Source organism: Achromobacter animicus, from assembly GCF_040775605.1.
Taxonomy (GTDB): Bacteria; Pseudomonadota; Gammaproteobacteria; order Burkholderiales; family Burkholderiaceae_B; genus Achromobacter; species Achromobacter animicus.
Genome location: NZ_JAYGJK010000001.1, coordinates 1,985,571 through 2,012,143 on the forward strand (window position 1 = coordinate 1,985,571; position 26,573 = coordinate 2,012,143).

The 26,573-nt window shown below is 65.9% G+C and carries 24 protein-coding genes; 22 read left to right on the top strand and 2 right to left on the bottom strand.

Going from position 1 to position 26,573, the window contains the following annotated elements; all coding sequences use genetic code 11:
* The first annotated feature begins 3 nt into the window (after positions 1 to 3).
* The 11 genes from AB3147_RS08955 to AB3147_RS09005 all read left to right on the top strand — a co-directional run bounded on the left by AB3147_RS08955 (position 4) and on the right by AB3147_RS09005 (position 13,561).
* Positions 4 to 1,344, top strand: a complete 1,341-nt coding sequence (locus AB3147_RS08955; protein ID WP_175125053.1) for an extracellular solute-binding protein — start codon at positions 4 to 6, stop codon at positions 1,342 to 1,344.
* Between the two features lie 211 nt (positions 1,345 to 1,555).
* Positions 1,556 to 2,467, top strand: coding sequence for a TcpQ domain-containing protein (locus tag AB3147_RS08960; protein WP_218345285.1), 912 nt, complete (start codon positions 1,556 to 1,558; stop codon positions 2,465 to 2,467).
* Positions 2,464 to 4,089, top strand: coding sequence for a hypothetical protein (locus AB3147_RS08965; protein ID WP_367351746.1), 1,626 nt, complete (start codon positions 2,464 to 2,466; stop codon positions 4,087 to 4,089). Before AB3147_RS08960 ends, AB3147_RS08965 begins: the two co-directional genes overlap by 4 nt.
* A gap of 2 nt (positions 4,090 to 4,091) precedes the next feature.
* The gene (locus AB3147_RS08970) at positions 4,092 to 5,453 is read left to right on the top strand and encodes a hypothetical protein (RefSeq protein ID WP_367351747.1); all 1,362 of its coding nucleotides are present in this window, start codon (positions 4,092 to 4,094) and stop codon (positions 5,451 to 5,453) included.
* Entirely contained in the window at positions 5,440 to 5,934 is a 495-nt protein-coding gene (locus AB3147_RS08975) for a hypothetical protein (protein WP_367351748.1), read from the top strand. Before AB3147_RS08970 ends, AB3147_RS08975 begins: the two co-directional genes overlap by 14 nt.
* Positions 5,931 to 7,706, top strand: a complete 1,776-nt coding sequence (locus AB3147_RS08980; protein WP_367351749.1) for an ATPase, T2SS/T4P/T4SS family — start codon at positions 5,931 to 5,933, stop codon at positions 7,704 to 7,706. Before AB3147_RS08975 ends, AB3147_RS08980 begins: the two co-directional genes overlap by 4 nt.
* A complete protein-coding gene (locus AB3147_RS08985; protein WP_367351750.1) occupies positions 7,699 to 8,835 on the top strand; it encodes a type II secretion system F family protein in 1,137 nt (378 codons plus the stop codon). Before AB3147_RS08980 ends, AB3147_RS08985 begins: the two co-directional genes overlap by 8 nt.
* Before the next feature lie 61 nt (positions 8,836 to 8,896).
* Positions 8,897 to 9,514, top strand: a complete 618-nt coding sequence (locus AB3147_RS08990) for a type 4 pilus major pilin (protein ID WP_175184951.1) — start codon at positions 8,897 to 8,899, stop codon at positions 9,512 to 9,514.
* Positions 9,511 to 10,587, top strand: a complete 1,077-nt coding sequence (locus AB3147_RS08995; RefSeq protein WP_367351751.1) for a prepilin — start codon at positions 9,511 to 9,513, stop codon at positions 10,585 to 10,587. Before AB3147_RS08990 ends, AB3147_RS08995 begins: the two co-directional genes overlap by 4 nt.
* Positions 10,588 to 10,667: 80 nt before the next feature.
* On the top strand, positions 10,668 to 13,292 hold the full coding sequence (alaS, locus tag AB3147_RS09000; RefSeq protein ID WP_367351752.1) for an alanine--tRNA ligase: 2,625 nt from the start codon (positions 10,668 to 10,670) through the stop codon (positions 13,290 to 13,292).
* Positions 13,292 to 13,561 carry a sulfurtransferase TusA family protein gene (locus tag AB3147_RS09005; protein WP_239214620.1) on the top strand — a complete coding sequence of 90 codons (270 nt, stop codon included), beginning with the start codon at positions 13,292 to 13,294 and terminating at the stop codon, positions 13,559 to 13,561. Before alaS ends, AB3147_RS09005 begins: the two co-directional genes overlap by 1 nt.
* A gap of 122 nt (positions 13,562 to 13,683) precedes the next feature.
* Here the strand turns inward: AB3147_RS09005 and AB3147_RS09010 are convergent, their stop codons facing one another.
* A complete protein-coding gene (locus AB3147_RS09010; RefSeq protein WP_239214619.1) occupies positions 13,684 to 14,265 on the bottom strand; it encodes a hypothetical protein in 582 nt (193 codons plus the stop codon).
* Between the two features lie 482 nt (positions 14,266 to 14,747).
* On the opposite strand from AB3147_RS09010, the gene rpsP reads away from it, so the two are divergent.
* From rpsP to AB3147_RS09050, 8 genes are all read left to right on the top strand, one after another.
* On the top strand, positions 14,748 to 15,008 hold the full coding sequence (gene rpsP / locus AB3147_RS09015; RefSeq protein ID WP_008165084.1) for a 30S ribosomal protein S16: 261 nt from the start codon (positions 14,748 to 14,750) through the stop codon (positions 15,006 to 15,008).
* 126 nt (positions 15,009 to 15,134) lie between these two features.
* Positions 15,135 to 15,752, top strand: coding sequence for a ribosome maturation factor RimM (rimM, locus tag AB3147_RS09020; RefSeq protein ID WP_175125044.1), 618 nt, complete (start codon positions 15,135 to 15,137; stop codon positions 15,750 to 15,752).
* The gene (gene trmD / locus AB3147_RS09025; RefSeq protein WP_367351753.1) at positions 15,752 to 16,654 is read left to right on the top strand and encodes a tRNA (guanosine(37)-N1)-methyltransferase TrmD; all 903 of its coding nucleotides are present in this window, start codon (positions 15,752 to 15,754) and stop codon (positions 16,652 to 16,654) included. The genes rimM and trmD overlap by 1 nt, the downstream gene beginning before the upstream one ends.
* Positions 16,655 to 16,759: 105 nt before the next feature.
* Positions 16,760 to 17,431: a helix-turn-helix domain-containing protein gene (locus tag AB3147_RS09030; RefSeq protein WP_218345281.1), complete on the top strand. Its 672-nt coding sequence runs from the start codon at positions 16,760 to 16,762 to the stop codon at positions 17,429 to 17,431.
* 96 nt (positions 17,432 to 17,527) lie between these two features.
* Positions 17,528 to 18,283 carry an ABC transporter substrate-binding protein gene (locus tag AB3147_RS09035; protein ID WP_367351754.1) on the top strand — a complete coding sequence of 252 codons (756 nt, stop codon included), beginning with the start codon at positions 17,528 to 17,530 and terminating at the stop codon, positions 18,281 to 18,283.
* 145 nt (positions 18,284 to 18,428) lie between these two features.
* A complete protein-coding gene (locus tag AB3147_RS09040) occupies positions 18,429 to 19,082 on the top strand; it encodes an amino acid ABC transporter permease (protein WP_175125042.1) in 654 nt (217 codons plus the stop codon).
* On the top strand, positions 19,079 to 19,810 hold the full coding sequence (locus AB3147_RS09045) for an amino acid ABC transporter ATP-binding protein (RefSeq protein WP_175139245.1): 732 nt from the start codon (positions 19,079 to 19,081) through the stop codon (positions 19,808 to 19,810). Before AB3147_RS09040 ends, AB3147_RS09045 begins: the two co-directional genes overlap by 4 nt.
* Before the next feature lie 13 nt (positions 19,811 to 19,823).
* Positions 19,824 to 21,113 (top strand): NAD(P)/FAD-dependent oxidoreductase, encoded by a 1,290-nt coding sequence (locus AB3147_RS09050; protein WP_367351755.1) that lies wholly within the window; start codon positions 19,824 to 19,826, stop codon positions 21,111 to 21,113.
* A 115-nt stretch (positions 21,114 to 21,228) separates the two neighbouring features.
* On the opposite strand, the gene AB3147_RS09055 is transcribed toward AB3147_RS09050, so the two are convergent.
* Entirely contained in the window at positions 21,229 to 24,123 is a 2,895-nt protein-coding gene (locus AB3147_RS09055) for a valine--tRNA ligase (protein ID WP_367351756.1), read from the bottom strand.
* Between the two features lie 321 nt (positions 24,124 to 24,444).
* Here AB3147_RS09055 and ndk point away from each other — a divergent pair, with 321 nt between their 5' ends.
* Genes ndk through AB3147_RS09070 form a run of 3 tightly spaced genes read left to right on the top strand, consistent with a single transcriptional unit; the run spans position 24,445 to position 26,560 of the window.
* Positions 24,445 to 24,870 carry a nucleoside-diphosphate kinase gene (gene ndk, locus AB3147_RS09060; RefSeq protein ID WP_175125038.1) on the top strand — a complete coding sequence of 142 codons (426 nt, stop codon included), beginning with the start codon at positions 24,445 to 24,447 and terminating at the stop codon, positions 24,868 to 24,870.
* Positions 24,871 to 24,914: 44 nt separating this feature from the next.
* Positions 24,915 to 26,069 carry a 23S rRNA (adenine(2503)-C(2))-methyltransferase RlmN gene (gene rlmN, locus AB3147_RS09065; RefSeq protein ID WP_105238151.1) on the top strand — a complete coding sequence of 385 codons (1,155 nt, stop codon included), beginning with the start codon at positions 24,915 to 24,917 and terminating at the stop codon, positions 26,067 to 26,069.
* A complete protein-coding gene (locus tag AB3147_RS09070; protein ID WP_175184960.1) occupies positions 26,066 to 26,560 on the top strand; it encodes a helix-turn-helix domain-containing protein in 495 nt (164 codons plus the stop codon). The genes rlmN and AB3147_RS09070 overlap by 4 nt, the downstream gene beginning before the upstream one ends.
* Positions 26,561 to 26,573: the final 13 nt, after the last annotated feature.

Sequence of the window (26,573 nt, forward strand, 5' to 3'; positions counted from 1 at the left end):
CCTATGAAGAAACTGCAATTGGCGGGCGTTGCCCGCGCGATGTTCGCCAGCCGGCGTGCATGGGTGTTTGGCGCCGCGATGGCGATGGCCGGCGTGGCAAACGCCGCACCCGTCGAAATCCAGGTCTGGCACACCCTGACAGATGCAAACAAGGCCGAGTTCGAAAAGCTCGCCAAGCAATACAACAAGGAGCAGGACGACGTCAAAGTGACGCTGCGCGGCTTCGCCTCGCCGACTGCCTTGGAGCAAGAGGCGGTGTCCGCGGTCAAGGCCAAGAAGGGCCCGAACCTGCTGCAACTGTCCGATAACCACTCGCCCGAAGTCGTGGCCCAGCACAAAGCCGTGCTGCCGCTCTACGAACTGCTGGCCAAGTATCCGATCAAGGACCTGAACTGGTTCGTGCCGGCCACCAGCAGCTTTACCCGCGACAGCAAGGGCCGCCTGCTGGCTTTCCCCTGGATGGCCGAAGTGCCGGTGATGTTCTACAACACCGCCGCCTACAAGAAGGCCGGTCTCGATCCCAACAAGCCGGCGCGCACCTGGACCGCGCTGCAGGCCGAACTCCTGAAGCTGCGCGACGTGGCCGATATCGACTGCCCCTACGCGTCCAGCGATCAGGTCGCGGTCCACCTCGAGAACCTGGCGCCGGTCAACAACCAGCTGTTCACCAGCAACAACAACGGCCTGGACGCGGTCACCAAGAAATCCGCCGCGCCCGCCATGCAGTTCGACACGCTGTACATGCGCCACATCTCGCTGATGGTCAGCTGGAAGCGCTCGCTGCTGTTCACGGCGTATTCCGGCGACAACGCCTCCGACAAGCTGTTCGCCAAGGGCGAATGCGCCGTGCTGACGGCCAATTCGGGCGCGCTCGGCCAGTTCCTCGCCACCAAGTCGCTGTCCTTCGGCGTCTCGCCGCTGCCTTATTACGAGCAAGCCACGAAGGAGGGCGGCAAGCCCTTCGTCAGCGGTTCGGCGCTGTGGGCGCTTGAAGGCCATCCGCAGGCCCAGGAAAAGGCCACCGCGCAGTTCCTGGCGTGGCTGTCCAAGCCGGTGGTCGCCGCCGAATGGCATCAGCGCACGGGTTACCTGCCGCTGACCGAAGCCGCCTTCCGTGCCTCGGACGTGTCGTTCTACAGCAAGATCCCGGGCGCGCAGGCGTTCGTGGCTTCGATGAGCGCCAAGCCCGTCCAGAACGCACGCGGTTTCCGCATGGCCAACTACGAGCGCATCGAACCCGTGCTGAACAAGGAACTCACCGACGCCTTCGATGGCAAGGTGCCTCCCGTTTCTGCGCTGAACAATGCCGCCGCGCAGGCGCGCACCATTGCCACGCAGCGCTGATCGCGCCGCATAGCGGCGCGCTCTCGCAGCGCCGCGCAGCAGAAGAAAGCCTGGTCTACGGACCAGGCTTTTTTGTTGTCCGGATTCGTCGCGCGCGCTGGGTGGATGAATCCATCCGTCCGTACATGCCAGTCTGGCGGCGCCTCCGGCGCTCGGCCACCATGCCGTTCAAGCGTGTCGCTTCCGATGCGCGCTTTGTTCGCGGTGAGGCATGGTACGAATCTTCTTTCTGGCGGCCGGGCTGTCTTGCCTGGGCGCATGCACGTGGTCGGGCCCGGGCTCAGGCCGAGACACAACCTCCTGGCAGGCGGCCAAGCCGTTCTCGCAAGGGTTCCGCTTCGACTGGCAACTATCCGGCGATCCCGCCGTCGCGCCGCTGCAGGTCTTCGACGACGGGCGCGAGACCTGGCTGCAATTCCAGCCGGGCCAGCCGTTGCCGGCCATCTTCGGTGCAGGCGATGGCGGCGAACTCCCGTTGCCTTATGTGCGCCGCGACCCTTACGTCGTGGTCGCTGGTGCATGGAAAGCACTGCGCTTTCGCGGCGGCAGGCTGACTGCTCACGCGCAGCGGGCGCATGGTGCGGCGGACATTTCGTCGCCCTTGACCCAATCCGCCTCGCGTATGGTGCAGACCCCGGCAACTGCCGTAGATGCATCGCAGCGTCCGCGGGCGGATTTCACCTCGCACACCAAGCTCGTCGATGACCTGGCTCCGCGCTCGGATGGGAGCGCGCTGGCCGGCACAGAAGCGTCGAGCCGTCATGCCGCGCAGTCCGCCACGCTTGCGGGCGCGACGTCCACCGACACGCACGATGGCGCGCAGGCTGCCCCGTTCCGGGCCGCGCCACCCGACGCCACGCTGCGCGCGGTGCTGGCGCGCTGGGCCGGCGCGTCGGGCTGGACGTTCGAACCACAGCATTGGGCCGTAGACGTCGATATCCCGCTGGCGGCCACGGCCGAATTCTCCGGCGACTTCAAAACGGCAGTGCGTGGGCTGCTCGGCGCCACCGAACTGGCCGACCGGCCGCTGCAACCCTGCTTCTATGGCAACCGCGTCCTGCGCGTCGTGCCGCTTGCGCAATCGTGCTCGCGGGCGGCCACGCCCAAAGGAGCCGCGGCATGAGGTTCCTCTCGTTTGCTTGCGCCACGCGCGCTCCGGCAACCAGAACGTTTGCCTGCACGGTGCTCTCGTGCGTGCTCGCTGGCTGCTCGGTGTCCGAGCAGGTCACGATCATGCAACGCGCGGCCAGCGGCCGGCATGCGGACGCCGCTACCCGCCATCAGGCCTTTGCGGACGGTTTGTCTGATCGGCAGGCTCGCATCGCCGCGCAGGAAGTCTCCACGCCCTGGCTGGCGGGCAAGCCGCAACCGCTCGCGCGCGAGGTCGCGCTGCCGCCCGCATTACGCGAAAACGTCAAAACCACGCTCATGCTGGCCGACGACGCAGATCTTTCCACGCTGGCGCAGCGCCTGACAGCCGCCACGGGCATTGCGGTTCGAGTGCGTCCCGACGCATTGCTTCCCCCCGACCAATTCCTGCCGCGTCTTGCCGTCAGCGGCGCGGTGGCTCTCGCCGCACCGGCGCGCATTGAAGTGCGGGCGGAACCTCAGCCGCTCGCCGATCTGCTCGACGCGCTGGCCGCACGCTTTTCGGTGCACTGGCGCTACGAACACAACGCGCTCGAGTTCTACCGCACCGAAACGCGCGTCTTCGATCTGCGCGCCCTGACGCTCGCCAGCAAGGTCGACGTGCGGCTCGGCCGCTCAGGCAGCGCGGAAGGCGAGGGCTTCGAAAGCACCTCCAACACGACGCTGGCCGCGGGCGAACACAACGCGCTGGCTATCCTGCGCGCAAACGTTCTGCCTTTCCTCACTCGATCCGGCGTTATTGCAGAGCCGGTGGAAGGCGCAGCCACGTTGGTCGTCACCGATACGCCGGACGCGCTGGACCGGGTCGCACGCTATCTGGAACGCGAGAACAAGGCGTTGACCCGCCGTGTCCGCCTGCTTTTCGAGGAAATCACCTTTATCGCCAACACGGAAGCCACGGGGGGACTCGACTGGAATGCCCTTTATGCAGCCGCAGGCGCCACGGCGCGGCTGGCCGTGCCCGGCGTGCCGGCCACCGGCGCAGGGTTGCTTCAAGCCGCATCCAGCGCGGGGCCATTCCAGGGCTCGCAGGCCATCGTGTCCGCCCTCAGTGCGATGGGCGCGGTCGTGCGGCACAGCAAGATCCCGGTTCTCACCTTGAACCGCCGGCCGGTCTCGCATGCCGTCAGGACCACGTTCTCCTACATTGATCGCGTGCAGAGCACTGCCATGCCCGGCATGACCGCCACTGGCGCGAACGGCTCGCTGCCTGCCGTCTCGATCAGCCAAAAAGAAGAAACCGTCGGCTCGTTCCTGACCCTGGTGCCGGACATCCAGGAAGACGGGCAGATCCTGCTTTCCATCGCGTATGACAACGCGGTCGCACAGCCCCTGAAAACAATCACCTTCGGCGAAAGCGCCAATCAGGTGCAAGTGCAGCAGATCACGGTCGATGGCAGCGGCACGGTACAGCAGATCGAACTGCGGCCGGGGCAGCCCATGATTGTGGCTGGTTTTGACCGCACGCAGGACCAGCACGATCGCCAACGGCTGGCGCCCGGACTGCCGCTGTTCGCGGGCGGCCTGGACCGCGCCGCCACTGAACGCCACACGACGCTGATCCTCGTGACGGCTCAGGTCGAGGAAGGGTACTGATCGTGAACCGGGCCCCTCAACTCCTGCTGATCGACTGCCCGGGCGCCGAACGAACGCTGGCGTTCGGCTTGCGCTGGTTCGCGCTTATCGGTTCCAACGTCCCCAAGCTCGCGCGGTCGCGCGGACGGCGCCTGCGGGCCACGCATTACGTGGTGGGCGGATCGCCCGCCATGGTCGCGGGCTATGGACGCACCCGCGCCGGAATCCGGGGCGCGCGATTCAAGCGCCGCGCCGGCGCACCGGCCGCGATGCCGCCGCGGTCGGCCGCGCAGTTGTTTGCCTTGCTGTACCCCGAGGGCGGTCATAGCCTGGTTCGGCTGCCGGACGGGCGCCATTGGCTTGTCGCCGCGCACGGCGGCGCAGTCCTCTCGCAGACCGACCGGGTGTTCGGTTCGCTTGACGAAGCCCAGCAGGAACAGCGGGCGCTGCTCGCGCAGCGTCCGTCCCTCGCGGAGCGCGCGCCGGACCAGGTGTGGTCCGCGTTGATTCAGGCCGTGGATGCCGGCGCCGCGCTTACCGCGCTGCCCTCGCGCTGGGCCGAGCTGCCCGTCGCATTGCGTCTCTTTCTGGCGTGCGTCGGGCTTGCCGCGGCAGCGCCGCCGCTGTGGAACGCCGGCGCCAGCACGTTCTCGCAAAGACAGGCAGCGCCGCCGCAGCCCGTTGCCGTTCGGGACCCGGTGGCCGATGCCTACGAGGCGATGTTGCGCGCCACCACAGTCCAGCCGCCGACGGAGCTGACGCGCCTGCTCGCAAGCGTGGCGGCGCTGCCGGTGCAGGTGCAGGGCTGGGCGTTGCGGCGCGCGCACTGCGACGCCGGCGCGCAGCATTGGAATTGCGCGGCCGTGTACGCCCGCGTTCACCCATTGGCCACGAATCATGGCCTGCACGCGTTGTTGCCAGCGGGCTGGCAAGTGTCGTTCAAGCCGCTCGAGGAAGCCACGCTGGCGTGGCGCTTGGCGTCCGAGCCGATCCGGATTGCCGACATGACGTTGCCTTCGTCGCTGCACGTCGACACGCGGGTGGCGGGCGGACTGCAAGGACTACGCCCGGCATTCGCTTCCGTCGCGCTGTCGCATTCCGTGCCGCTCATGCCGCATGGGCCGCGCCAGCCTGCGGCCCAGCAGCCGGCGGCCAGGCAGGCGAGCGCAGTGCAATCCAATTCAGCGCGGTCGGGCATGCCCGTCGTGCGGCGGCGCAGTCTGGCCTTGCATGGGCCATTGCGGTCCATGGCGTTGATGCCGGGACCGGTATCCGCGGCACGCTGGTCGCGCCTTGTGGTGACCGTGCAGCCGCAACCGCGGCCCAGCCTCGTGGCCAGTGCGCTAGTCGCCGAATTGCAGGGAGAACTTTATGAACAGGAATGAGCTTTGCATCCCGCGCCGGTGCGTAGCCCGGCGAACGCTTGCCGGTATCGCACTGAGCGCCGCAGTGGTATCGGCGGGCCATGCGCAAGGCGCGGATCCGGCGTCCGCGCCGCAACCTTGGCCCGAGGTGGAAACCGTACGCACGTTGCTGCGCGCGGACGCGGCGGCCGCGATGTCCGACTGCCAGATCCCGGGTCTTTGCACGATGAACGAAGGGAAAGGCCTGATGGCGCCGCCCGCGGGACGCCCGGCGGACGACATACGCGTGACCGCAATCTTCGGCACAGCGAGCCGCTTGAACGTTGACATCGTCGTCAATGGCACGCTGCAGCGCTATCGGGCTGGCCGCGCCGATCCCGTGGCGGGAGGCAGCCTGGCCGCGCCGTATCGTCTGCTGGCCATCGACGGCGCCTGCGTCCGCGTGCAGCGCGACGGCCGCGATCGGACCGCGTGCCTTGACGCCGGGGGCGGACACCCATGATGACGCAGACCCAGCCCATCGCGGACACGTTCGTTCGCCCGCCCGAGCTGCATACGCCCGAAGACGTCGCTGGCATGGATCCCGCCTTTGTGCGCGCTCTGAGCCGTCAGTTTGATTTGGCTGCGCTGGCCGGACGCTTGTGCCCGGTCCTGCTCGAGGGCGGCCAAGCCGCGATCTTTGCCGTCAAGGAATACACCGTCGGCGATCAGATCGACGAGGTCGAGCGCATGGTGAAGGCGGCTGGCTATCGCATGGCAAGTCCCGCGCGATACGTCGTCCCGGCGCCGCTCCTGCTGATGATCGCGCGCGGCCAGTACACGGCGCCCAGTCCCGGGCGCTCAGCGCGGGCCAACCCGGCCGAACGCGCCTCGGCGCTCGCCGCCCTTTTTCTCGACATCGTCCGCTGGGGCGTGGATCAAGGCGCCAGCGACGTCCACATCAACGTGGACCAGCGGCGTGACGCCAGCGAAATTCGCTACACCATCCACGGCGAGTACGTCGGCTCCGACCGTTTCGCCGGCCTGTCCAGCGCCACGCTGCTCGAAGTCCTTGCCGTGGCGTGGATGGACGTACGCGGCGGCAATGGCGCCGTGTTCGATCCGGCGCTCGAGCAGCAGGGGCGCATTTCGCTAACCGTGGACGCGGCGCCCATCGTGCTGCGCTGGGCGTCGCTGGCGGCGGACGCGGGGCCTTCCGTGTGCCTGCGGATCCTGCGGTTGGACGCAACCGTCAACGGCGACCTCCTGGCCTTGGGATACCTGCCTGGCCAGGCGGAAACCCTGTTGCGAGTGCGTGAGCGCGAGGGTGGGGCCATCGTGCTGGCGGGCGTGGTCGGCTCGGGCAAGTCCACCACCATCGCCGCGCTGATGCGCGGCATCGCGTCCACGCGCAAGGTCATCACGCTTGAAGACCCGGTGGAATACCACATTGGCAACGCGTTGCAGAACACGCTGACGGGCGCGCTGGCGGACGCGGCGTGGCCGACGCTGGATGCCAAGCTCAAGACCATCAAGCGCTCGGCGATGAACGACCTGCTGATCGGCGAGATCCGCGACACGCAGACCGGCCGCGCGTTCATGGATCTCGCCAGTTCCGGCGTCAGCCTGTACGCCACGACACACGCCGGATCGGCCGCGATGATTCCCGAGCGCCTGGCGTCCGACGCCATAGGCGTGTCACGCGAGTTTCTTGCGTCGCCCGGCATCCTGAAGCTCCTGATCTATCAGACGCTGCTGCCACGCCTGTGCCCCGGCTGCGCGTTGCCCGTCGACAGCCTGTGGTCGGGCGTCCACGCTCGGCATGCGCAAGCATGGGACTGGCGCGGCTGGGTGCTGGGGATGCAAGACGCGTTCGATCTGCACGCCGAGTCGCTCCGGGTCAGAAACGACGCAGGCTGCCCCGCGTGCCGGCGCGATCACATGCCGGAATTGAACGGAACGGCGGGGCGCAGCGTTGCCGCCGAAATGATCGAACCCGATCGCGTGCCGGGCTTTCTAGACCAAGTGCGGCAGCGCGACAACCACGCACTGAAGCAACAGTTCCAGCCTGCCACGCGCAGTGCGTGGCGAGACGCCGGCACGCGCGGCGCGCGGGCGCTGGATTGCGCGCTGTATCGGACGAGCCTGGGAGAGATCGATCCGCGCACGCTGTTGCGCCGGTTCGAATTGCCCATCGTGCCCAGCCTGCGCACGGGATTGGCCGCTCCGCTACAGCCCACGGCGCTTGCGCAGGAGGCCGGCACGGCCCGCTCTGAAGGAGCGCACCATGGCTGATCTCGCGTTGCCGGCATCGCGCGGGTCCCTGCGGTCAGCAGGTACACGCCAGCTACGGCTGGACGCGCTGCGCTTTCGGCCGCAGCGCGCGGATTATTACGAATATCTGGCGGATGTCGTCGAAGGCACGCAAGGCCGAAAGAGCCTGCGCGACATCTTCGAGGACGACGCCAGCCGTTACGGGCCCGAGACGGTGCGCGGCCGCCTCTGTCAGCACTGGGCTGCCGCATATCTGGGCGCCGGCGGGGACCTGGGCGTCGCCTGGTCCGACACGCTGCCGCACGACGAATGCCTGTTGCTCAGTTGCGTGCAGGAAGAAGGCGGCGATCTGCCCGCGGCGCTGCGCGATCTGGCGCGCGCCGTCCGCCTGGCGTCCGAGGCTTGGTCGGCATTGCTGTCGGCAGCCGCCACGGGCGTCGTTGCCGCCTTGGTGGCCTTCGCGTTGCTGTGCGCCATTCCGTTCTTCAGCGTGCCACGGCTGCAGCAGGTCTTCCAGGCCGTGCCCGCCGAAGACTATGCGTCGCTCACGCGCGGGCTGTTCGCTTTGGCGGGCGGCTTGAAGCAGTGGCTTGCGCTGTGGGTCGTCCTGATATTTGGCGTGGTCATGCTCGCCCTCTGGTCGCTGGCGAACTTCACCGGCGATCTTCGCGCCGTGCTCGACCGATGGCTGCTCTGGCGGCTGTATCGCGATTTCCAGGCCATCCGCTTTCTGTCGCTGCTGGCCGTGCTCATCCGGCAGCACGGCGCGGCCGACACGCGATTGCGCCGCGCGCTGGCCGTGCAGGCGCGCGACGCCTCGCCGTGGCTGCTCTCGCATCTGCACGCCATGCTTGGCCGCATCGACGCAGGCGCCAGCGGCGCGGAAATCTTCGGCACCGGACTGCTGGACTCCCAAACGTGGTGGTACATGGCGGACCTGATGGACGCGCTCGGCGTCGAGCCGGGCCTGGCCCGCGTGCGCCAGCGCGTCGAAGTCCGCCTGTTGGCCCGGGTGCGGCGCCAGGCGCTCGTGCTGCGCTGGTGCTTGCTGATCCTTTCCCTGGCCACGGTGCTGGGCATCACGCTGTGGCATTACGCGGTGATAGACGAGCTGCGCCACGCACTGACCAATTTCTATGCCAGCCAGTAGTGCTCCGCGGGTTGGCGGCAACGGCGCGGCTCGCCGCGCACTTTAATCAATGAGGATATTCATGAACGCAGTCAGTCTGTCCCGATCCCTTGGTGCGAACCAGCGTGGATTTTCCTTGATGGAAGTGTCCATCGTCACGGCCATCGTCCTGCTCATCGCCATCGTCGGCATCCCTGCCATTGGCGGGTATGTCATTGAAAACAAAGTGCCGAAGGTCGGCGAAGAATTGCAGCGGTTCATCGCCAGCATGAAGATCAACGCGCAAGGCGGTGGCGTGACACCGTACACGGGGCTGGACACCGGCGCCCTGGCCAACGCGCTGCGCGACTCTACGGTGCTCTCGGTGCAGGGCGCGGGCGCCGCGGCGAGCGTGGCGCACGGCCTGGGCGGCTCCGGCATCGGCGGCAGCGGCGTAGTGCAGGTCGAGCCCGCGTCCGTCGATGGCGCGGGGATGGGCTCGGCGTTCACGCTCACGCTCACCAATGTCAGCCACGCAGCCTGCCCAGCGCTCGCGTCCGTGCTTCAACGCGTGTCGGAAATCATCTCCATCAGCGGCAGCAGCGGCGCCAAGGTCGTCAAGGATTCAATCGCCAATCCCGCGACGCCATACCGCGCCGCGCAGGCCCAGGCGCAGTGCAGCCAGGGCGACGTAAACACTTTTGTCTTCACTGCACGATGAGCGCGCACCGGGTGGTTCGGCTTTTCCCGGCGGGGCATCAGCGTCCGTTGTTGTCCCGGCAGCAGGCAGGCTTTTCGCTCATCGGCCTGGCGCTGGCGCTGGCCATCAGCACGGCCATCGCCATCTGGGCATCCAACGCGGTCGTCCACGGCATCGAGGCATCTGCCGCCCGTTCAACGGGCGTTTGGCTGACGCAGATTCGGCTGGCGGTGACGGATATGCTGTCCCGGCACTCCGAGGCGCTGACCAAGGGGGAGCCTCCTCAGGACAGCCAGGGCCAGCCGCTGTTCGCCGATGCGCTGCGGCCCACGCTTTCCGAGCTTCGGGTGCAAGGCCACCTGCCTGCGGACTTTCCCGACCGGTCGGCGCTGGGTTTCGGCGCGGACATCCGGCTCCTGCGCAGCCAGGCCTGCCCCGACGAGCCTTGCCGGATCGACGGCGTCGTCGCTGCCGACAAACCTTTGCTGAAAAAGGGGACGCAATTGCCGGACGAGGTCGCCATGGCTTCGGTCATCGCGTCCGCAGGCGGCTATGGTGGGGCCGTGTGGCCGCAAGCGCCGTTTCAGTTGCGAGGCGCCGCCTATGCGTTTCCCAACCCGCCGGCGGTCGACGCGCTCGCGTATCCGCCTGGCACGCTTGCCCTGTGGGCGGGCGCTGGCGCCGGGCAGCCAGACATGAGCGGCTATGTGAAGATGCGCGACACCCGCGATCCGGATCTGCAAGGCAATCTGTCTGTCGCAGGCAACGTGGACGCCGGTGGTTACGTCACCGTCGGAGCCCGGGAGATGCCAGGCCATGCCTGCGGCGTTTCAGGCGGAACGCTGGCCACCTCGGCCGCCGGTCAGCTGCTTTCCTGCGAATCCGGCATCTGGACCCAGGCAAGCGGAGGGTTCGGGGGCGCCTACAGCACCAACTATCCGCTCGGCTGCTTCCATTACACGGGCTTGTCTACGGCCAATCCTCGCACGGGCCAATGTTCCTGCCCCCCCGGCTACGCCGAGGTCATCGTGTCCGCCGGCGGAAAATGGACGGAAACCGAGGGTTGGACCACGGGTTTCGTCTGCGTCCGATGATGGCCATTCCGCCCATATCCCGCGTATCCCCGCCAACCCTCTATAATTGGCGATTCGCCCTAAATTCTGCTTCATCCACGATGAAATCCTCCGAGATTCGCCAGCAGTTCCTGCAATTCTTCAAGTCCAAGGGACACACCATTGTTCCCTCGTCGTCGCTCGTCCCGGGCAACGACCCGACCCTGCTCTTCACCAATTCGGGCATGGTCCAGTTCAAGGACGTCTTCACGGGCAAGGAATCGCGGTCGTACACGCGTGCCACCTCGTCGCAGCGCAGTGTGCGCGCCGGGGGCAAGCACAACGACCTGGAGAACGTGGGCTACACCGCCCGCCACCACACGTTCTTCGAAATGCTGGGCAATTTCAGCTTTGGCGACTACTTCAAGCGCGACGCCATCCAGTACGCCTGGGAGCTGTTGACGCAGGTCTACAAGCTGCCGGCGGAAAAGCTCTGGGTGACGGTCTACCAGGAAGACGACGAGGCCTACGACATCTGGGCCAAGGAAGTGGGCGTGCCGACCGAACGCATCATCCGCATCGGCGACAACAAGGGCGCACGCTACGCGTCCGACAACTTCTGGCAGATGGCGGACACCGGCCCCTGCGGTCCGTGCTCCGAAATCTTCTTTGACCACGGCCCCGAGATCTGGGGCGGCCCTCCGGGATCCCCCGAAGAAGACGGCGACCGCTACATCGAAATCTGGAACCTGGTGTTCATGCAGTTCGAACGCGACGCCGCCGGCAACATGCCGCGCCTGCCGCGTCCCTGTGTCGACACCGGCATGGGTCTGGAACGCATCGCCGCCGTCCTGCAGCATGTGCATTCCAACTACGAAATCGATCTCTTCCAGCATCTGATCGCCGCCGCCGCGCGCGAAACCGGCATCAAGGACCTCGAAGACAACTCGCTCAAGGTCATCGCCGACCACATCCGCGCCTGCTCGTTCCTCATCGTCGACGGCGTGATCCCCAGCAACGAAGGCCGCGGCTACGTGCTGCGCCGCATCGTGCGCCGCGCGCTGCGCCACGGCTACAAGCTGGGCCAGACCAAACCCTTCTTCCATCGCCTGGTGCCGGATCTCGTCGCCGAAATGGGCGAGGCCTACCCGGAACTGGCCGCCGCCGCGGATCGCGTGGCCCAGGTCCTCAAGCAGGAAGAAGAACGCTTCGGCGAAACCCTCGAACACGGCATGCGCATCCTGGACACCGCCTTGGCCAACGTGCCCAAGGGCGGCGTGCTGGACGGCACCACGCTGTTCACGCTGTACGACACCTACGGCTTCCCGGTCGACCTCACGGCCGACATCTGCCGTGAACGCGAAGTCGAAGTCGACATGGCCGGCTTTGAAGTCGCCATGGAACGCCAGCGTGACCAGGCCCGCGCGGCCGGCAAGTTCAAGATGGCCGAAGGCCTCAGCTACGAAGGCGCCGAAACGCGTTTCGAAGGCTACGAAAAGCTTGAGCTGGACAACGTCAAGGTCACGGCCCTGTACGTGGACGGCACGCAGGTGCAGGAAGTCAAGGCCGGCCAAAGCGCCGTCGTCGTGCTGGACGCCACCCCGTTCTATGCGGAGTCGGGCGGCCAGGTCGGCGATACCGGTCTGCTCGAAGCCGATGGCGTGCGCTTTGCCGTCGCCGACACCCTCAAGATCCAGGCCGGCGTGTTCGGCCATCACGGCACGCTGGAGTCCGGCTCGCTGGCCGTCGGCGACACGCTGCTGGCCCGCGTGGACGCCGTCCGCCGCGCCCGCACGGTGCGCAACCACTCGGCCACGCACCTGATGCACAAGGCGTTGCGCCAGGTGCTGGGCGCGCACGTGCAGCAGCGCGGCTCGCTCGTTGATCCCGACAAGACCCGTTTCGACTTCGCGCAGGATGCCCCGCTGACGGCTGAGCAGATCGCCCGCGTCGAAGCCATCGTCAACGCCGAAGTCCTGGCCAACCATCCCACCGTTGCCCAGGTCATGGGCTACGACGATGCGGTCAAGGGCGGCGCCATGGCGCTGTTCGGTGAAAAATACGGCGATACCGTGCGCGTGCTCGACATCGGCTTCTCGCGCGAACTCTGCGGCGGCACGCACGTCACCCGCACGGGCGACATCGGCCTGTTCAAGATCGTGTCCGAAGGCGGCGTGGCCGCGGGCGTCCGCCGCATCGAAGCCATCACCGGCGACAATGCGCTGGCTTGGGTGCAGAACCAGAACGCCTTGCTGACCCAGGTGGCCGGCATGCTGCGCAGCACCCCGGCCGATCTGCCGGCGCGCATTGCGCAGGTGCAAGACCAGGTCAAGACGCTCGAAAAGGAACTGGAGCAGTCGCGCAACAAGCTCGCGGCCAGCGCCGGCAATGACCTGGCCTCCAGCGCCGCGGTCGACGTCAAGGGCATCAAGGTTCTGGCGGCCAGCATCGGCGACGTCGATCCCAAGGCGCTGCGCGGCATGGTCGACAACCTGAAAGATCGCCTGAAGCCTGCTGTCGTGCTGCTGGCCACCGGCTCGGCCGATGGCAAGATCAGCGTGGTCGGTGGCGTCACCGCCGACCTGACCGACCGCATCAAGGCGGGCGATCTGGTGGGCTTTGTGGCCAGCCAGGTGGGCGGCAAGGGCGGTGGCCGTCCCGACATGGCCATGGGCGGCGGCACGGATATCGCTGCGCTGCCCGCAGCCATCGCTGGCGTGCAGAAGTGGGTGGACGAGCGCCTCTGATGAGCGACGTCGATTCCCGTCTCGATGTCGGCGCCGAGGCGCCGGTGTTCGACCAAGACGTCGATGCCAGCGGGCTGACGTGCCCCTTGCCCATCCTGCGCGCCAAGAAGGCGCTTGCAACGATGGCAAGCGGGCAGGTGGTGCGCGTCATCACGACGGACCGCAATGCGATCCGCGATTTTCAGGCGTTTGCGCGTCAGACCGGCAATGCGCTGGTCGCGCAGCAAGAGGCCGACGGTCGCTGCGTGCATTTCCTGCGCCGGCGCTAGCCGGGCGGGCAGTCGCTTCATGAACAGGGCCCGCTTGAAAGCGGGCCTTGTTCTTTGCGGGCGTCAGTATGGCGAATTTTTTTGCCTTTTTGGGGCGGCCCTTTATACCGGCGTGTCCTTGCCTACCTGTGAATGGCCGCGGCGACCGCCTGCGTGATCGTGAAGTCCACCAGATCACCTTCCTTCAACTGCTGAAGTTTTTCGCGCAGCGCCGGATCTCTGACCTGGATGGTGCGCCTGCCGCCTTGGGGTCCCTTCAGGATCACCAGGTTTGCGCTCCGGTTGATGTGCCAGATCTCGGCCGTGATCGTGGTCTGCCGGCCCACTGCGCCGCCGGGCATCGCGCCCTTGGCCGACCGTGTCGCGGCGGTCTCGGTCACGACTTCAGGTGCACCGGAGCCGGCGGGACGCACGTCCACGGCCACCGACTCGTAATAGTCCAGCGTCAGCGTGTCGCCCGCCTTGATCTGCTTGAAGTTGCGGATGTCCGGTCCGGCCACGATGTCCACGGTATTGCCGTCGGCGCCGCGCAGGGTGATGGTCCGGCTGGCCTGGTCCACCGCCGTCACCTGGCCGGAGGCCGTCGTCAGTGCCGCCCCGATCACGCGCGCGGGCGCCTCGGTGGGCAACGCCAGCGCTCCCGCCAGCAATCCCGCCATCGCCAGGCGCGCAACGGGTGAGAAGACTGATTTTTGGTTCTTCATGGTTTGCACACTCCAGTTAAACGACTTTTTGTGGGGAAAAAGCGGAGTCAGGCAGGGGCGCGGCAACGCAGCCTGGATCTTCCGGGCGCTTGCAGCAAAGTCGGGGTGGCAGGAGGAGGCTGCCGCTTCATGGCGGCCAGCAAGGGCAGGGCGTAGCGTATTGCGCGGGTCGACATGAAATCCGATCTCTCCAATCAGATTGCTCTTCAGACGCACCAACTGCTCAAACGCATGACAACCGGGGTAGGCCGCAGATGTGGCCGCCGGCGAAACCGCACGCTCAGCCTCGAACGCAATGATGTCGGGGCCACCAGCAGATCGAGCCGCAGCAGGGCTGGGCTCGTGCTTGTAGAATACCCGGATGTGGTGTTTTAGGATACAAATCGCACCGCATCACAGATTCTTCGGCACTCGCATTTGCCAGCAGGCTCCTTTCAGTGCTAGAATTTCCCGTTTTTCACAACTAATTCAAGGGATTACCTATGGTGGTGATTCGCCTGGCCCGCGGTGGGTCCAAGAAGCGTCCGTTCTACAACCTGGTGGCCACCGATTCGCGTAACCGTCGCGACGGCCGTTTTATCGAGCGCGTGGGTTTTTACAACCCCGTGGCTAGCGAAGGCACGGAAAACCTGCGCATTGCGCTGGATCGCGTGCAGTACTGGACCGGCACCGGCGCGCAACTGTCGCCCGCCGTCGAGCGTCTGGTCAAGGAATACTCGGCCAAGGTTTCCGCCGCGGCCTAATTGCCCGCGACGCACATCCTTAGCTGATTCTGGAGCAGCAGGTTTTCCACGCTTAGAGCCTCGCGCTTGAAAGCGGATATTCCTGGCTGCTTCATTGCTATCCAAGCCTGATAAAGAGCACGATAAATGCCTGATGCCGCAACCTCAAACGCGGCGCCTACGGATTTGGTCGAGCTGGGCCGCATCACTGCAGCCTACGGTGTGAAAGGCTGGGTTAAAGTGCAGCCGCATTCGGCCAACGCCGAAGTGCTGCTCTCAGCGTCTCAATGGTGGTTGACTCGCCCTGTGCCTGAATTGGCGCGGGGCGCTGTCGCGTCTGCGCCTGTCGCATTCAAGATCTTGCAAGTCCGTTCGCAGGGAGCCACCGTGGTGGCGCAACTGCAGGGCATCACGGATCGCGACCAGGCCGAAGCGTTGCGCGGACATACCGTGCAAGCGCCGCGCGGATCATTTCCCGCGCCCGAGGAAGACGAATACTACTGGGTTGATCTCATTGGTTGCGCGCTGTACTCCAGCGCCAACGGCGAACCCGCCCGAATTGGCGTGGTCAGCGAGGTCCTCGACAACGGCGCTCACGCCGTGTTGAAGGTCCTGCTGCAGAAGGGTGAAGGCGAAAGCCCCGAACCCGTCCTGGACGCCAAGGGCCGACCCGCCGAAATGCTTGTACCGTTCGTACGCGCGCATATCCACGCCGTTGATCTGGCTGCCCGCCGCATCGACAGCGACTGGCCCGCGGATTTTTGATGCGTATCGACGTCGTTACGCTATTTCCCGAAATGTTCGGGGTGGTGCGCGACCTCGGCGTCACCGGCCGGGCCCACGCCCAGGGCCGGTGGCAGCTCCATGCCTGGAATCCCCGCGATTTCACGCATGACGTACACCGCACCGTGGACGACCGCCCCTATGGCGGCGGCCCCGGCATGGTGATGATGCCGGGCCCGTTGGAAGCCGCCGTCAATGCCGCCCAGCAGGCGCGCGCCGGACAGGGCCTGGGTCCCGCCCCGGTGGCGCTGCTTGCGCCGGTCGGCCGGCGCTATGACCAGGCGGGCGCCGAAGCCTTGGCTGCCAGCGATGGCCTCATTCTCATCTGCGGCCGCTACGAAGGTGTGGACCAGCGCTTCATTGATCGCTGCGTCACGCAGGAAATCTCGCTCGGCGACTTCGTCCTCTCCGGTGGTGAAATCGCGGCGCTTGCCGTGATCGATGCCGCAGTGCGCCTTTTGCCAGGCGTGCTCAACGACGGCGATTCCGCCCTGCAGGATTCCTTCAACGACACGTTGTCCGGCCTGCTGGACAGCCCGCATTACACGCGCCCGGAAGTCTACGAGGGCGAAGCGGTGCCGGCGCCGCTGCTAAGCGGCCATCACGCCAATATCGCGCGCTGGCGGCGCGAGCGGTCGCTGGCGTTGACTGCCGCACGCCGGCCCGAACTCATCGAATCGGCGCGCGCGAAAGGCTGGCTGAGCAAGCTGGACGAGCGCTATCTGGCCGAGTTGGCCGGCACGCCGTTGCCTGCGGAGCCGGGCACAAGACGCCGTCGCCCGCGCAAGCCCGCCGCGGATGCCGCGCCCACGGGGCAGAACCAGCCCGACACCACCCCGGATTCCAGCCCCGATCCCAAGCCCAATTCGTCCGACGCTTCCTGACGGTAGCGCCGGCCCGCCACGCCCACAACGCTAGGGAAGTCCCTGGATTGTGGGCGTTTTTGCGGCTCCTTAGTATTGAAAATTACATGCACATGAAATTTTCATATGAGCCGCTCTGCCGCCGTTCGCCGTGCCAGCGCAGCACCCTCGTCGCCCGCCCACGCGCAGCGGCCGGAGTCGGCCGTCGATCTGTGGCTGGGTCAGCAGTTGCGTCAGTTGCGCAAGCAACAGGGACGGTCGCTGGCTGACGTCGCCCGGGCCTGCGGCATGTCGCTCGGCCTGCTGAGCCAGATCGAAAGAGGGTTGAGCTCGGCCTCCGTCAAAGTCCTTCATCTCCTGGCGCGCGAGTTTCGCGTGTCGGTCAATGCGTTGTTGCGCAACGCCGAGCATACCGGCGGCGAAGAGGATGGCCGCGTAGCCCGCGCGGGCACGCACCGCCATATCGACCTGAAGGAAAAGGGCATCAGCAAAGAGATGTTCACGCCCGCGGCCTGCCGCAGCATGGACCTGTGCCGCGCATCCATCGCGCCCGGCGGCTCCACCGGCACCGAGCTCTTCGTGACGGGGCAGGGCGAGCAGATCGGCCTGGTGCTCAAGGGCGTGCTCGAACTGTGGGTGGGCGACCGCGTCATCCGCCTGCAAGCGGGCGACAGCTTTTGCTACGCCAGCAGCACGCCGCGCCGCTGGTGCAATCCGGGGACGCAGACGACCGAGGTCATCTGGGCCATCTCCAACATCACTCAAGCCGCGGAGGACAACACGCCACAAGCGCCCTGAGCGCGCAGCACTCAAGCGGCGGAACGCGCGGGGAGCGTGCCGCCACCGGACGCGTCACGCGCGGCCCGGCCTTCTTTGCCACGATGAGGATATGTCATGAAATTCAAGACTCTTGTTGTCTCTGTATTCGCAGCATTGTCCATGGCGGCGGGCGCCCAAGCCCAGACGGTATTGAAGGTGGGGTCCACGCCCACCGGCAGCCCATTCACCTTTCTCGACACCAAGACGAACAGCATCGAGGGCGTGATGGTCGATATCGTGAAAGCGGTGGGCAAGGAGGCCGGTTTCTCGGTGCAGATCGAGCCCATGGCATTTTCCGCGCTGATCGGATCGCTGACATCCAAGCGCATCGACATCGTGTCGGCGGCGATGTTCATCACGCCGCAGCGCCAGCAGGTGGTGAGTTTTTCCGAGCCCGTCTATCGCTACGGCGAGGGCCTGATGGTGCTCAAGACCGACAACAAGGAATACAAGTCCTTCGCCGATATGAAGGGCATGACCGTCGGCGTGCAGGTCGGCACTGCCTTTGTCGAGCCCATTCAAAAGAGCGGCGTCTTCAAGGAAGTGAAGCTTTACGACAACCCGCCAGACATGATGCGCGACGCCAACGCCGGCCGCATCCAGGGCGGCTTCATGGACTATCCCATCGCCGCGTACGTCCTGTCGCAGGGCAACTATCCCAACCTGAAGATGGCGCAGTCGTACCAGCCGACGATCATGGGAAGCCTTGGGCTTGCCACGCGCAAGGACGACACCGAGCTGCTTGATCGGATCAACAAGGTGCTGGTCAAGCTGAAAGCCGACGGCGCCATCGACGCGATCCTGAAGAAGTGGGGCCTGGGCGGCGCGTGATGCCGGTCGGGCCGCCTCAGTTCAAGCATTTGCAGCATCCCGCCGGCGCGTTCGGTCGCGTCGGCGGACGCAGCGCATCCGCGGCACTTCTCTGGCCGTTTCCCAAGCGGTCATCGCGGGCTGTCTTCTCGGAGCGGGTGGACTCATGACGGAATTCTTGAAAGACGCGGCAGAGTTCATGCCGATCCTGCTGGAGGGCGCCAAGCTTACCATTCTGGTCACGCTGGGTTCCCTTGCGCTGTCCACGGTGCTGGGCCTGGTATGGGCGTTGATGCGGGTGTCCGGCAACAAGTATCTGTCGGGCTTCAGCGCGGGCCTTGTCAATCTGTTGCGCGGCATTCCGATCATCGTGCTGCTCTTCTACATCTACTTCGTGATGCCGGACATGGGCGTGTCGCTGAGCGCCGTGCATGCGGCCATCATCGGCCTGGGCATCGCCTATTCGGCCTATCAGGCGGAGAACTTCCGCGCCGGCATCCAGGCGATCGACCGAGGTCAGATCGAGGCGGCGATGGCCATGGGCATGGGTTGGGGCCTGACGATGCGGCGCGTCGTGCTGCCGCAGGCCGTCAAGATCGTCCTGCCGCCGTACGGCAACATCATGATCATGATGCTGAAGGACTCGTCGCAGGCGTCCACCATTACCGTCGCCGAGCTGGCGCTGCAAGGCAAGCTCATCGCCGTATCCACCTTCAAGAACGCCACGGTGTTCACGCTGGTGGCGCTGATGTACCTGGTGATGTGCGTGCCGCTCATCCTGCTGGTGCGGCATCTGGAAAAGCGGAGCGCCATCAAATGATCAGCCTGCAAGGCGTAAGGAAGAGCTTTGGTCCGCTCGAGGTCCTGAAGGGCATCGACGCCGAAGTCGAGCAGGGCGAGGTCGTGTGTGTGGTGGGTCCGTCCGGCTCGGGCAAGTCGACCATCCTGCGGTGCATCAACGGACTGGAACGCTACAACGCCGGTCGCATCACCGTGGACGGCGAGCTCGTCGATTGCGATGCGCCTTCCATCGTGTCGATCCGCACGCAGGTGGCGATGGTGTTCCAGCGCTTTAACCTGTTTCCGCATCGCACGGCGCTGGAAAACGTCATCGAAGGCCCGATCTTCGTGAAGAAGGAACCTCGCGCCCAGGCGGTGGAGCGCGGCCGCGAATTGCTGGCCAGCGTGGGGCTGGCGGACAAGGAGCACGCGCATCCGAATCAGCTATCCGGCGGCCAGCAGCAGCGCGTGGCGATCGCGCGGGCGCTCGCGATGCAACCCAAGGCGATCCTGTTCGACGAGCCCACCTCGGCGCTCGATCCCGAACTGGTCGGCGATGTGCTGGGCGTCATGCGCAAGCTGGCCGAGGCCGGCATGACGATGGTCGTCGTCACCCACGAAATGAGCTTTGCGCGCGAGGTCGCCGACCGTGTCATGTTCTTTGACGGCGGCGTCATGGTGGAGCAGGGCGCCGCCCGCGAAGTGCTGAATCATCCGCAGCATCCGCGCACGCAGGACTTCCTGCGGCGCGTGCTGCATCCCATGTAAGGAAGGAAGCCCCATGCAGCCAGCGCCGTTTCCGCTTTCCCCGTCACTGTGGGCGGCCACCGCGGCGCCGCCGCCGCCCACCGGGCCGCTGGACGCGTCCGCGCAGGCCGATGTCGCCGTGATCGGTGGCGGCTATGCCGGCTTGTCCACCGCGTTGCACCTGGCCGAGCGCGGTGTGAAGGTCGTACTGCTGGAGGCGCGCGAGATTGGCTTCGGCGGATCGGGCCGCAACGGCGGTCAGGTCATTCCCGGTTTGAAGTACGACCCGGATGATCTGATTTCGATGTTCGGCCCCGAGCGCGGGGAGCGGCTGACACGGTTTGCCGGCGCGACGGCGGACGCGGTTTTTGACCTGATCGAACGGCATGCGATGGACGTGCCCCGCGTGCGCGCCGGATGGATCCAGGGCGCGCACACGCCGCAGGCGCTACGCATCGCGCAAGGCCGCGCGGCGCAATGGGCGCGCCTTGGCGCGGACGCCCAGCCACTGGACCGCGCGCAGGTCGCGCGCCTGATCGGCACGGATAAATACCTGGGCGGATGGGTCGACCGGCGGGCAGGGGCGGTGCAGCCGCTGAGTTACGCGCGGGGCCTGGCGCGCGCTGCGCTGAATGCGGGCGCGACGCTGCACACCGACACGCCCGTCACCGGTCTGAGGCGTGACGGCGGCAAGTGGACGGTGTCCACGGCTCGCGGGCCCTCGGTCAGCGCCGATCGCGTGGTGATGTGCACCAATGCCTACGGCGGCGATCTGTGGCCCGGTCTCAAGCCGTCCATCATCGACGCCAACACGTTCCAGGTGGCAACCGCGCCGCTGCCGGACCGCATCCGCGCGGGCATATTCCCCGAGGGCCACGTCACTTCCGACACGCGCAATCTGTTGCTGTACTTTCGTCTGGATCACCAGGGCCGCTTGCTGATGGGTGGCCGCGGCCCCTTCCGCGAGCCCAAGGGCGAGTCGGACTGGGCGCATCTTGAGCGCGTAATGGTGAAGATGTTTCCGCAGGTCGCGGGCACGCCCTTTGAATTCCGCTGGTGCGGCCGGGTTGCAGTCACGCGCGACTATCTGCCGCATCTGCATGCACCGCAGCCCGGGTTGCTGGTGGACATCGGCTGTCAGGGCCGCGGCGTCGGCTTGCAGACCTGCATGGGCGCGGCCATGGCCGAATACGTCGCCACCGGCGATGCCAATGCGTTGCCCGTGCCGCTGTCGCCGATCGTGCCGTTTCCGCTGTATCCGCTCCGCCGCCTGTACGTCAATGCGGTGGTGAGCTGGTATCGGATGACGGACGGCGGCGTTTGAGGGGCGGCCGCGTCCGCGACCCAATCCCCGCCAACCCCCTCAAAAAACAACCCCCCCAAAACAAAAACCCCGGAACGGTGTCCGGGGTTTCTGGGCTTCACATCAGGCGCTGGGATCAGTCGCCCAGTTTGGCGCGCTGCTCCTGCACCTTCTGCAGGGTTTCGCTGAACTGCGCCATGCGGGCCTTTTCCTGCTCGACGACGGCGGCGGGGGCGCGCTCGACGAAGCTGGCGTTGGACAGCTTGCCCTTGGCCTTGGCGATTTCACCGGCCAGACGGGCGATTTCCTTGTCCAGGCGCACGCGCTCGGCGGCCACGTCGACTTCAACGTGCAGCATCAGGCGGCTGCTGCCCACGACCTGCACCGGCGCACCGGCGTCGGGCAGCACGTCCAGCACGTCGACCTGGCTCAACTTGGCCAGCGCGGCCAGGTACGGCGCGTTGCGCGTCAGCATCGGCGCGTCGCCCTGGGCGCACAGCGGCACCTTCTGGGCGGGCGACAGGCTCATCTCGCCGCGCAGCGCGCGCACGGCTTCGACCTGCGCCTTCAGTTCGGCCACGTCGGCTTCGGCGGCGGTGTCCACCGCATCCGGGTTGGCCTTCGGGTAGGGCTGCACGCTGACGCTGGCGGCAACGCCTTCCTTGCGCTTGCCGGCCACGACAGACACCTTCTGCCACAGCTCTTCCGTGATGAACGGGATGATCGGGTGGGCCAGGCGCAGCACGCATTCCAGGACGCGGATCAGCGTGCGGCGGGTGCCCAGTTGCTGGGCCGGCGTGCCGGTCTGGATCTGCACCTTGGCCAGTTCCAAATACCAGTCGCAGTATTCGTCCCACACGTAGCGATAGAGCGCGTTGGCGATGTTGTCGAAACGGTAGTCGGCAAAACCGCGCGCCACGTCGGCTTCCAGCGTCTGCATCTGGCTGATGATCCAGCGGTCCACGAAGGACAGCTCGCCGGCATCCGGCACTGTCAGGTCATGGCCTTCGGTGTTCATCAGCACGAAGCGCGTGGCGTTCCAGAGCTTGTTGCAGAAATTGCGGTAGCCCTCGCAACGCTTCAGGTCGAAGTTGATGTTGCGGCCCAGCGTGGCGTAGGCCGCCATGGTGAAGCGCAGCGCGTCGGTGCCGTAAGCGGGGATGCCGTCCGGGTACTGGCGGCGCGTGGCCTTTTCGATCGCGCCGGCCTGCTTCGGATTCATCAGGCCGTAGGTGCGCTTGGCGACCAGGCCGTCCAGGTCGATGCCGTCGATCAGGTCCACCGGGTCCAGCGTGTTGCCCTTGGACTTGCTCATCTTCTGGCCGTCGGCGTCGCGGATGAGACCGTGCACGTAGACGTGCTTGAACGGGATCTGGCCGGTCAGGTGCGTGGTCAGCATGACCATGCGCGCCACCCAGAAGAAGATGATGTCAAAGCCCGTGATCAGGACGCTGGAGGGCAGGTAACGCTGCAGGTCCGGCGTGTTTTCCGGCCAGCCCAGCGTCGTGAAAGGCACCAGACCCGACGAGAACCACGTGTCCAGCACGTCGGGATCGCGCGTGAGCGGACCCGTGACGCCAGCGGCGCGCGCCTGTTCGATCGCGCCGGCTTCGTCGTGGGCGACGAACACCTGGCCGTCTTCCGAGTACCAGGCCGGAATCTGGTGGCCCCACCAGAGCTGGCGCGAAATGCACCAGTCCTGGATGTTGTTGAGCCACTGGTTGTAGATGGTGGTCCAGTTGTCCGGGTAGAACTGGATGCGGCCGTCGGCCACGACTTCCAGCGCGACCTCGGTGATGCTCTTGCCCGGGTTAAGCGTGCCTTCCGGCGCGGGCTTGCTCATGGCAACGAACCACTGGTCGGTCAGCATGGGCTCGAGCACGACGCCGGTACGGTCGCCCTTGGGCTGCATCATCTTGTGCGGCTCGACCTTGACCAGATAGCCCTCGGTCTCCAGTTGCGCAACAACGGCCTTGCGGGCCTCGTAGCGTTCCATGCCCTGGAACTGCTGGGGACCGTTTTCGTTGATGTGCGCGTCCAGCGTGAAGATCACAATCAGGGGCAGATCGTGGCGCATCGCGCAGGCGTAGTCGTTGAAGTCGTGAGCGCCCGTGATCTTCACGCAGCCCGTGCCGAATTCGGGGTCGACGAAGTCGTCGGCAATGATGGGAATGTTGCGGTCGCAAAGCGGCAGTTCGACCTGCTTGCCCACCAGGTGCTTGTAGCGGGGATCATCGGGATGCACGCAAAGCGCGCCGTCGGCCAGCATGGTTTCCGGACGGGTCGTGGCGATGGTCATGCCGCGCAGGGTGACGGTCTGGCCATCCTTGTCGACGATGGTCTGCGGGCCGTCAACGAACGGGTACAGGATGTGCCACATGTGGCCATCGGTCTCTTCGGACTGCACTTCCAGGTCGGACACGGCCGTGAGCAGCTTGGGATCCCAGTTGACCAGGCGCTTGCCGCGATAGATCAGTCCCTGTTTATGAAGACGGACAAAGGTTTCCACCACGCCGCGCGACATGCGGTCGTCCATGGTGAAGTATTCGCGCGGCCAGTCGGCCGAGGCGCCCAGGCGGCGCACCTGCCCGGTGATGGCGCTGCCCGACTTTTCCTTCCATTCCCACACTTTCTCGACGAACTTCTCGCGGCCCAGGTCGTGGCGCGAAACCTTTTGGGCGTCGAGCTGTCTTTCAACGACGATCTGCGTGGCGATGCCGGCGTGGTCGGTGCCGGGAATGAACACGGTGTCGTCGCCCGACATGCGGTGGTAGCGCACCAGCCCGTCCATGATGGTCTGGTTGAACGCGTGGCCCATGTGCAGGGTGCCCGTGACGTTGGGCGGCGGGAACTGGACGACGTACGGCTGGCTTTCCGTCCCCGTTTCCACATGCTGGCCCGCGGCGAAGTACCCGCGCTTGTCCCACTCGGCATACCAGCGGGATTCCAGTTCGGAGGGTTCGAAGCTCTTCGAGAGTTCCGGGGTTTCGCCGGCGATGGGCGCGGCGTTCGGGGGAGCAGCTTGAGTCATTACTAAGTTCCGGCAGACAGGGGCGCCCGGGTAGGGAGCGGGCAGCAAACCGCTCATTTTAAGATGTATTGCGGTCTTCTCGGCGTGTTAGAATGCCGGGTTGCTGTAAACCTTTTAGAAGTCCCTGAATTCATTGAGGATTCCTTCGGAAATGCGTGCAGAATCATCGGATTCGCGTGCAACCGGAATCCCGCTTGCATTCCAGGATGCGTCCGACAGGTCGGCAGTGTCGAATCCTGTTTTGGCGGTGGTTCAGAACGGCCCGAGCCCCGCCAAGCAATTAACTAGAAACCCGTCAGAAATCAGTTTTCGGAGTCTTTTATGTCCATCCAACGCACCCTCTCGATCATCAAGCCCGACGCCGTCGCCAAGAACGTGATCGGCCAGATCGTCGGCCGTTTCGAGCAAGCCGGCCTGAAGGTCATCGCCGCCCGCCTGACCCAACTGTCGCGCGCCGACGCCGAGCGTTTCTACGCCGTGCACGCCGCCCGTCCCTTCTTCAAGGACCTGGTCGACTTCATGATCTCGGGCCCCGTGTTCGTGCAAGTGCTGGAAGGCGAAGACGCCATCCAGAAGAACCGCGACCTGATGGGCGCCACGGACCCCAAGAAGGCTGAAGCCGGCACCATCCGCGCCGATTTCGCCGACAGCATCGATGCCAACGCCGTCCACGGCTCCGACGCTCCGGAAACGGCCGCTGTCGAAGTGGCTTTCTTCTTCCCCGAAATCAACATCCACAGCCGTTAATTTTTGGCTTAAGTTGTTGAAAGCGCTTTAAGTTTTACCTGGTTATGGAATCCGTCGAACGAATCAATCTGCTGGGGCTGGACGGCTCCGCCCTGTCCGAATTGGTCGGGCAGTGGGGCGGCAAGCCGTTTCGTGCCCGCCAGTTGCAGCGCTGGATGCACCAGCGCGGCGCCGATTCGTTCGACGCCATGACCGATCTGGCCCGCGATTTTCGCAGCCAGCTTGCGTCGCATTGCCGCATCGAGGCATTGCCCGTCAACATCGAGCAGCGCTCGACCGACGGCACCCGCAAGTGGCTGTTTGACGTGGGGCAGGGCAACGCCATCGAAACCGTCTTCATCCCCGAAGACGACCGCGGCACACTGTGCATTTCCAGCCAGGCCGGCTGCGTGGTGAACTGCCGGTTCTGCTCGACCGGCCACCAGGGCTTCAACCGCAACCTGAAGACCAGCGAAATCATCGGCCAGTTGTGGTGGGCCAAGCGCGTGCTCGAAGCCGACATCGGCACGGCCCGCCTTGAAAGCGCCCGCGCCACCGAAGACACGCGCGTCATCAGCAACGTCGTCATGATGGGCATGGGCGAACCCCTGCTCAACTACGACCAGGTCCTGCCCGCGCTGCGCCTGATGCTCGACGACAACGCGTACGGTCTGTCGCGCCGCCGCGTCACCGTGTCCACCTCCGGCGTCGTCCCCATGATGGACCGCCTGTCGCAAGACTGTCCCGTGGCACTGGCCGTTTCGCTGCACGCGCCCAACGACGCGCTGCGCGACGAGCTCGTGCCGCTGAACAAGAAATACCCGCTGAAAGAGTTGCTGGCTGCCTGCGAACGCTATCTCGCGTTTGCGCCCCGCGACTTCATCACGTTTGAATACTGCATGCTGGACGGCATCAACGACACCGACCAGCACGCCAAGGAACTGATCCACATTGCACGCCAGGTGCGCTGCAAGCTGAACCTCATCCCGTTCAACCCATTCCCCGCCTCCGGCCTGAAGCGATCGGCCTCGGCGCGGGTGAAGGTGTTTGCCCAACGTCTCATGGACGCCGGCATCATCACCACGGTCCGCAAGACCCGGGGCGACGACATCGATGCGGCTTGCGGCCAGCTGGCCGGAGAGGTGCGGGACCGCACTCGGATCACCGAGCGCAATGCCGCACAGCGCCAGACCATACCAATTAAACAGGTGCACGCATGACGCAGGATTTCGCTTCTGCAGTTTCCGACTCGTCCGCCGCCGCGGTGGGCAGCGTGGGCGCCGCCTTGCGCGGCCTGCGCCTATCCAAGGGCTGGTCGCTCGACGAGGTCTCCAGCCGCATCAAGTTTTCTACCAAGCAGATCGAAGCCCTTGAAAACGAACAGTGGGATCACCTGCCCACCGGCGTTTCCTTGCGCGGCCTCGTCCGCAACTATGCACGCCTGCTGGGCGCCGACGCCGAGGCCATCGTCGATTCGCTCGACCCCAAGGCCCGCGTCACCGGCCCGGCCAAGCTCAGCCCCAGTTCGCTGCATTCGGCGCATTCCATTCCCCAATCCAGCGCCGACGACGACCGCTCGTCCACGACGTCCTGGGGCTGGCTGATCGCCATCGTGCTGGTGCTGGCCGCCGGCGTGGCATATGCCTTCTGGCAAGGTTGGCTGCCGCAGCAGTGGCTGCCGGCCGACTGGCTGCCGAAGTCGACCAAGTAACACGGTTCCACCC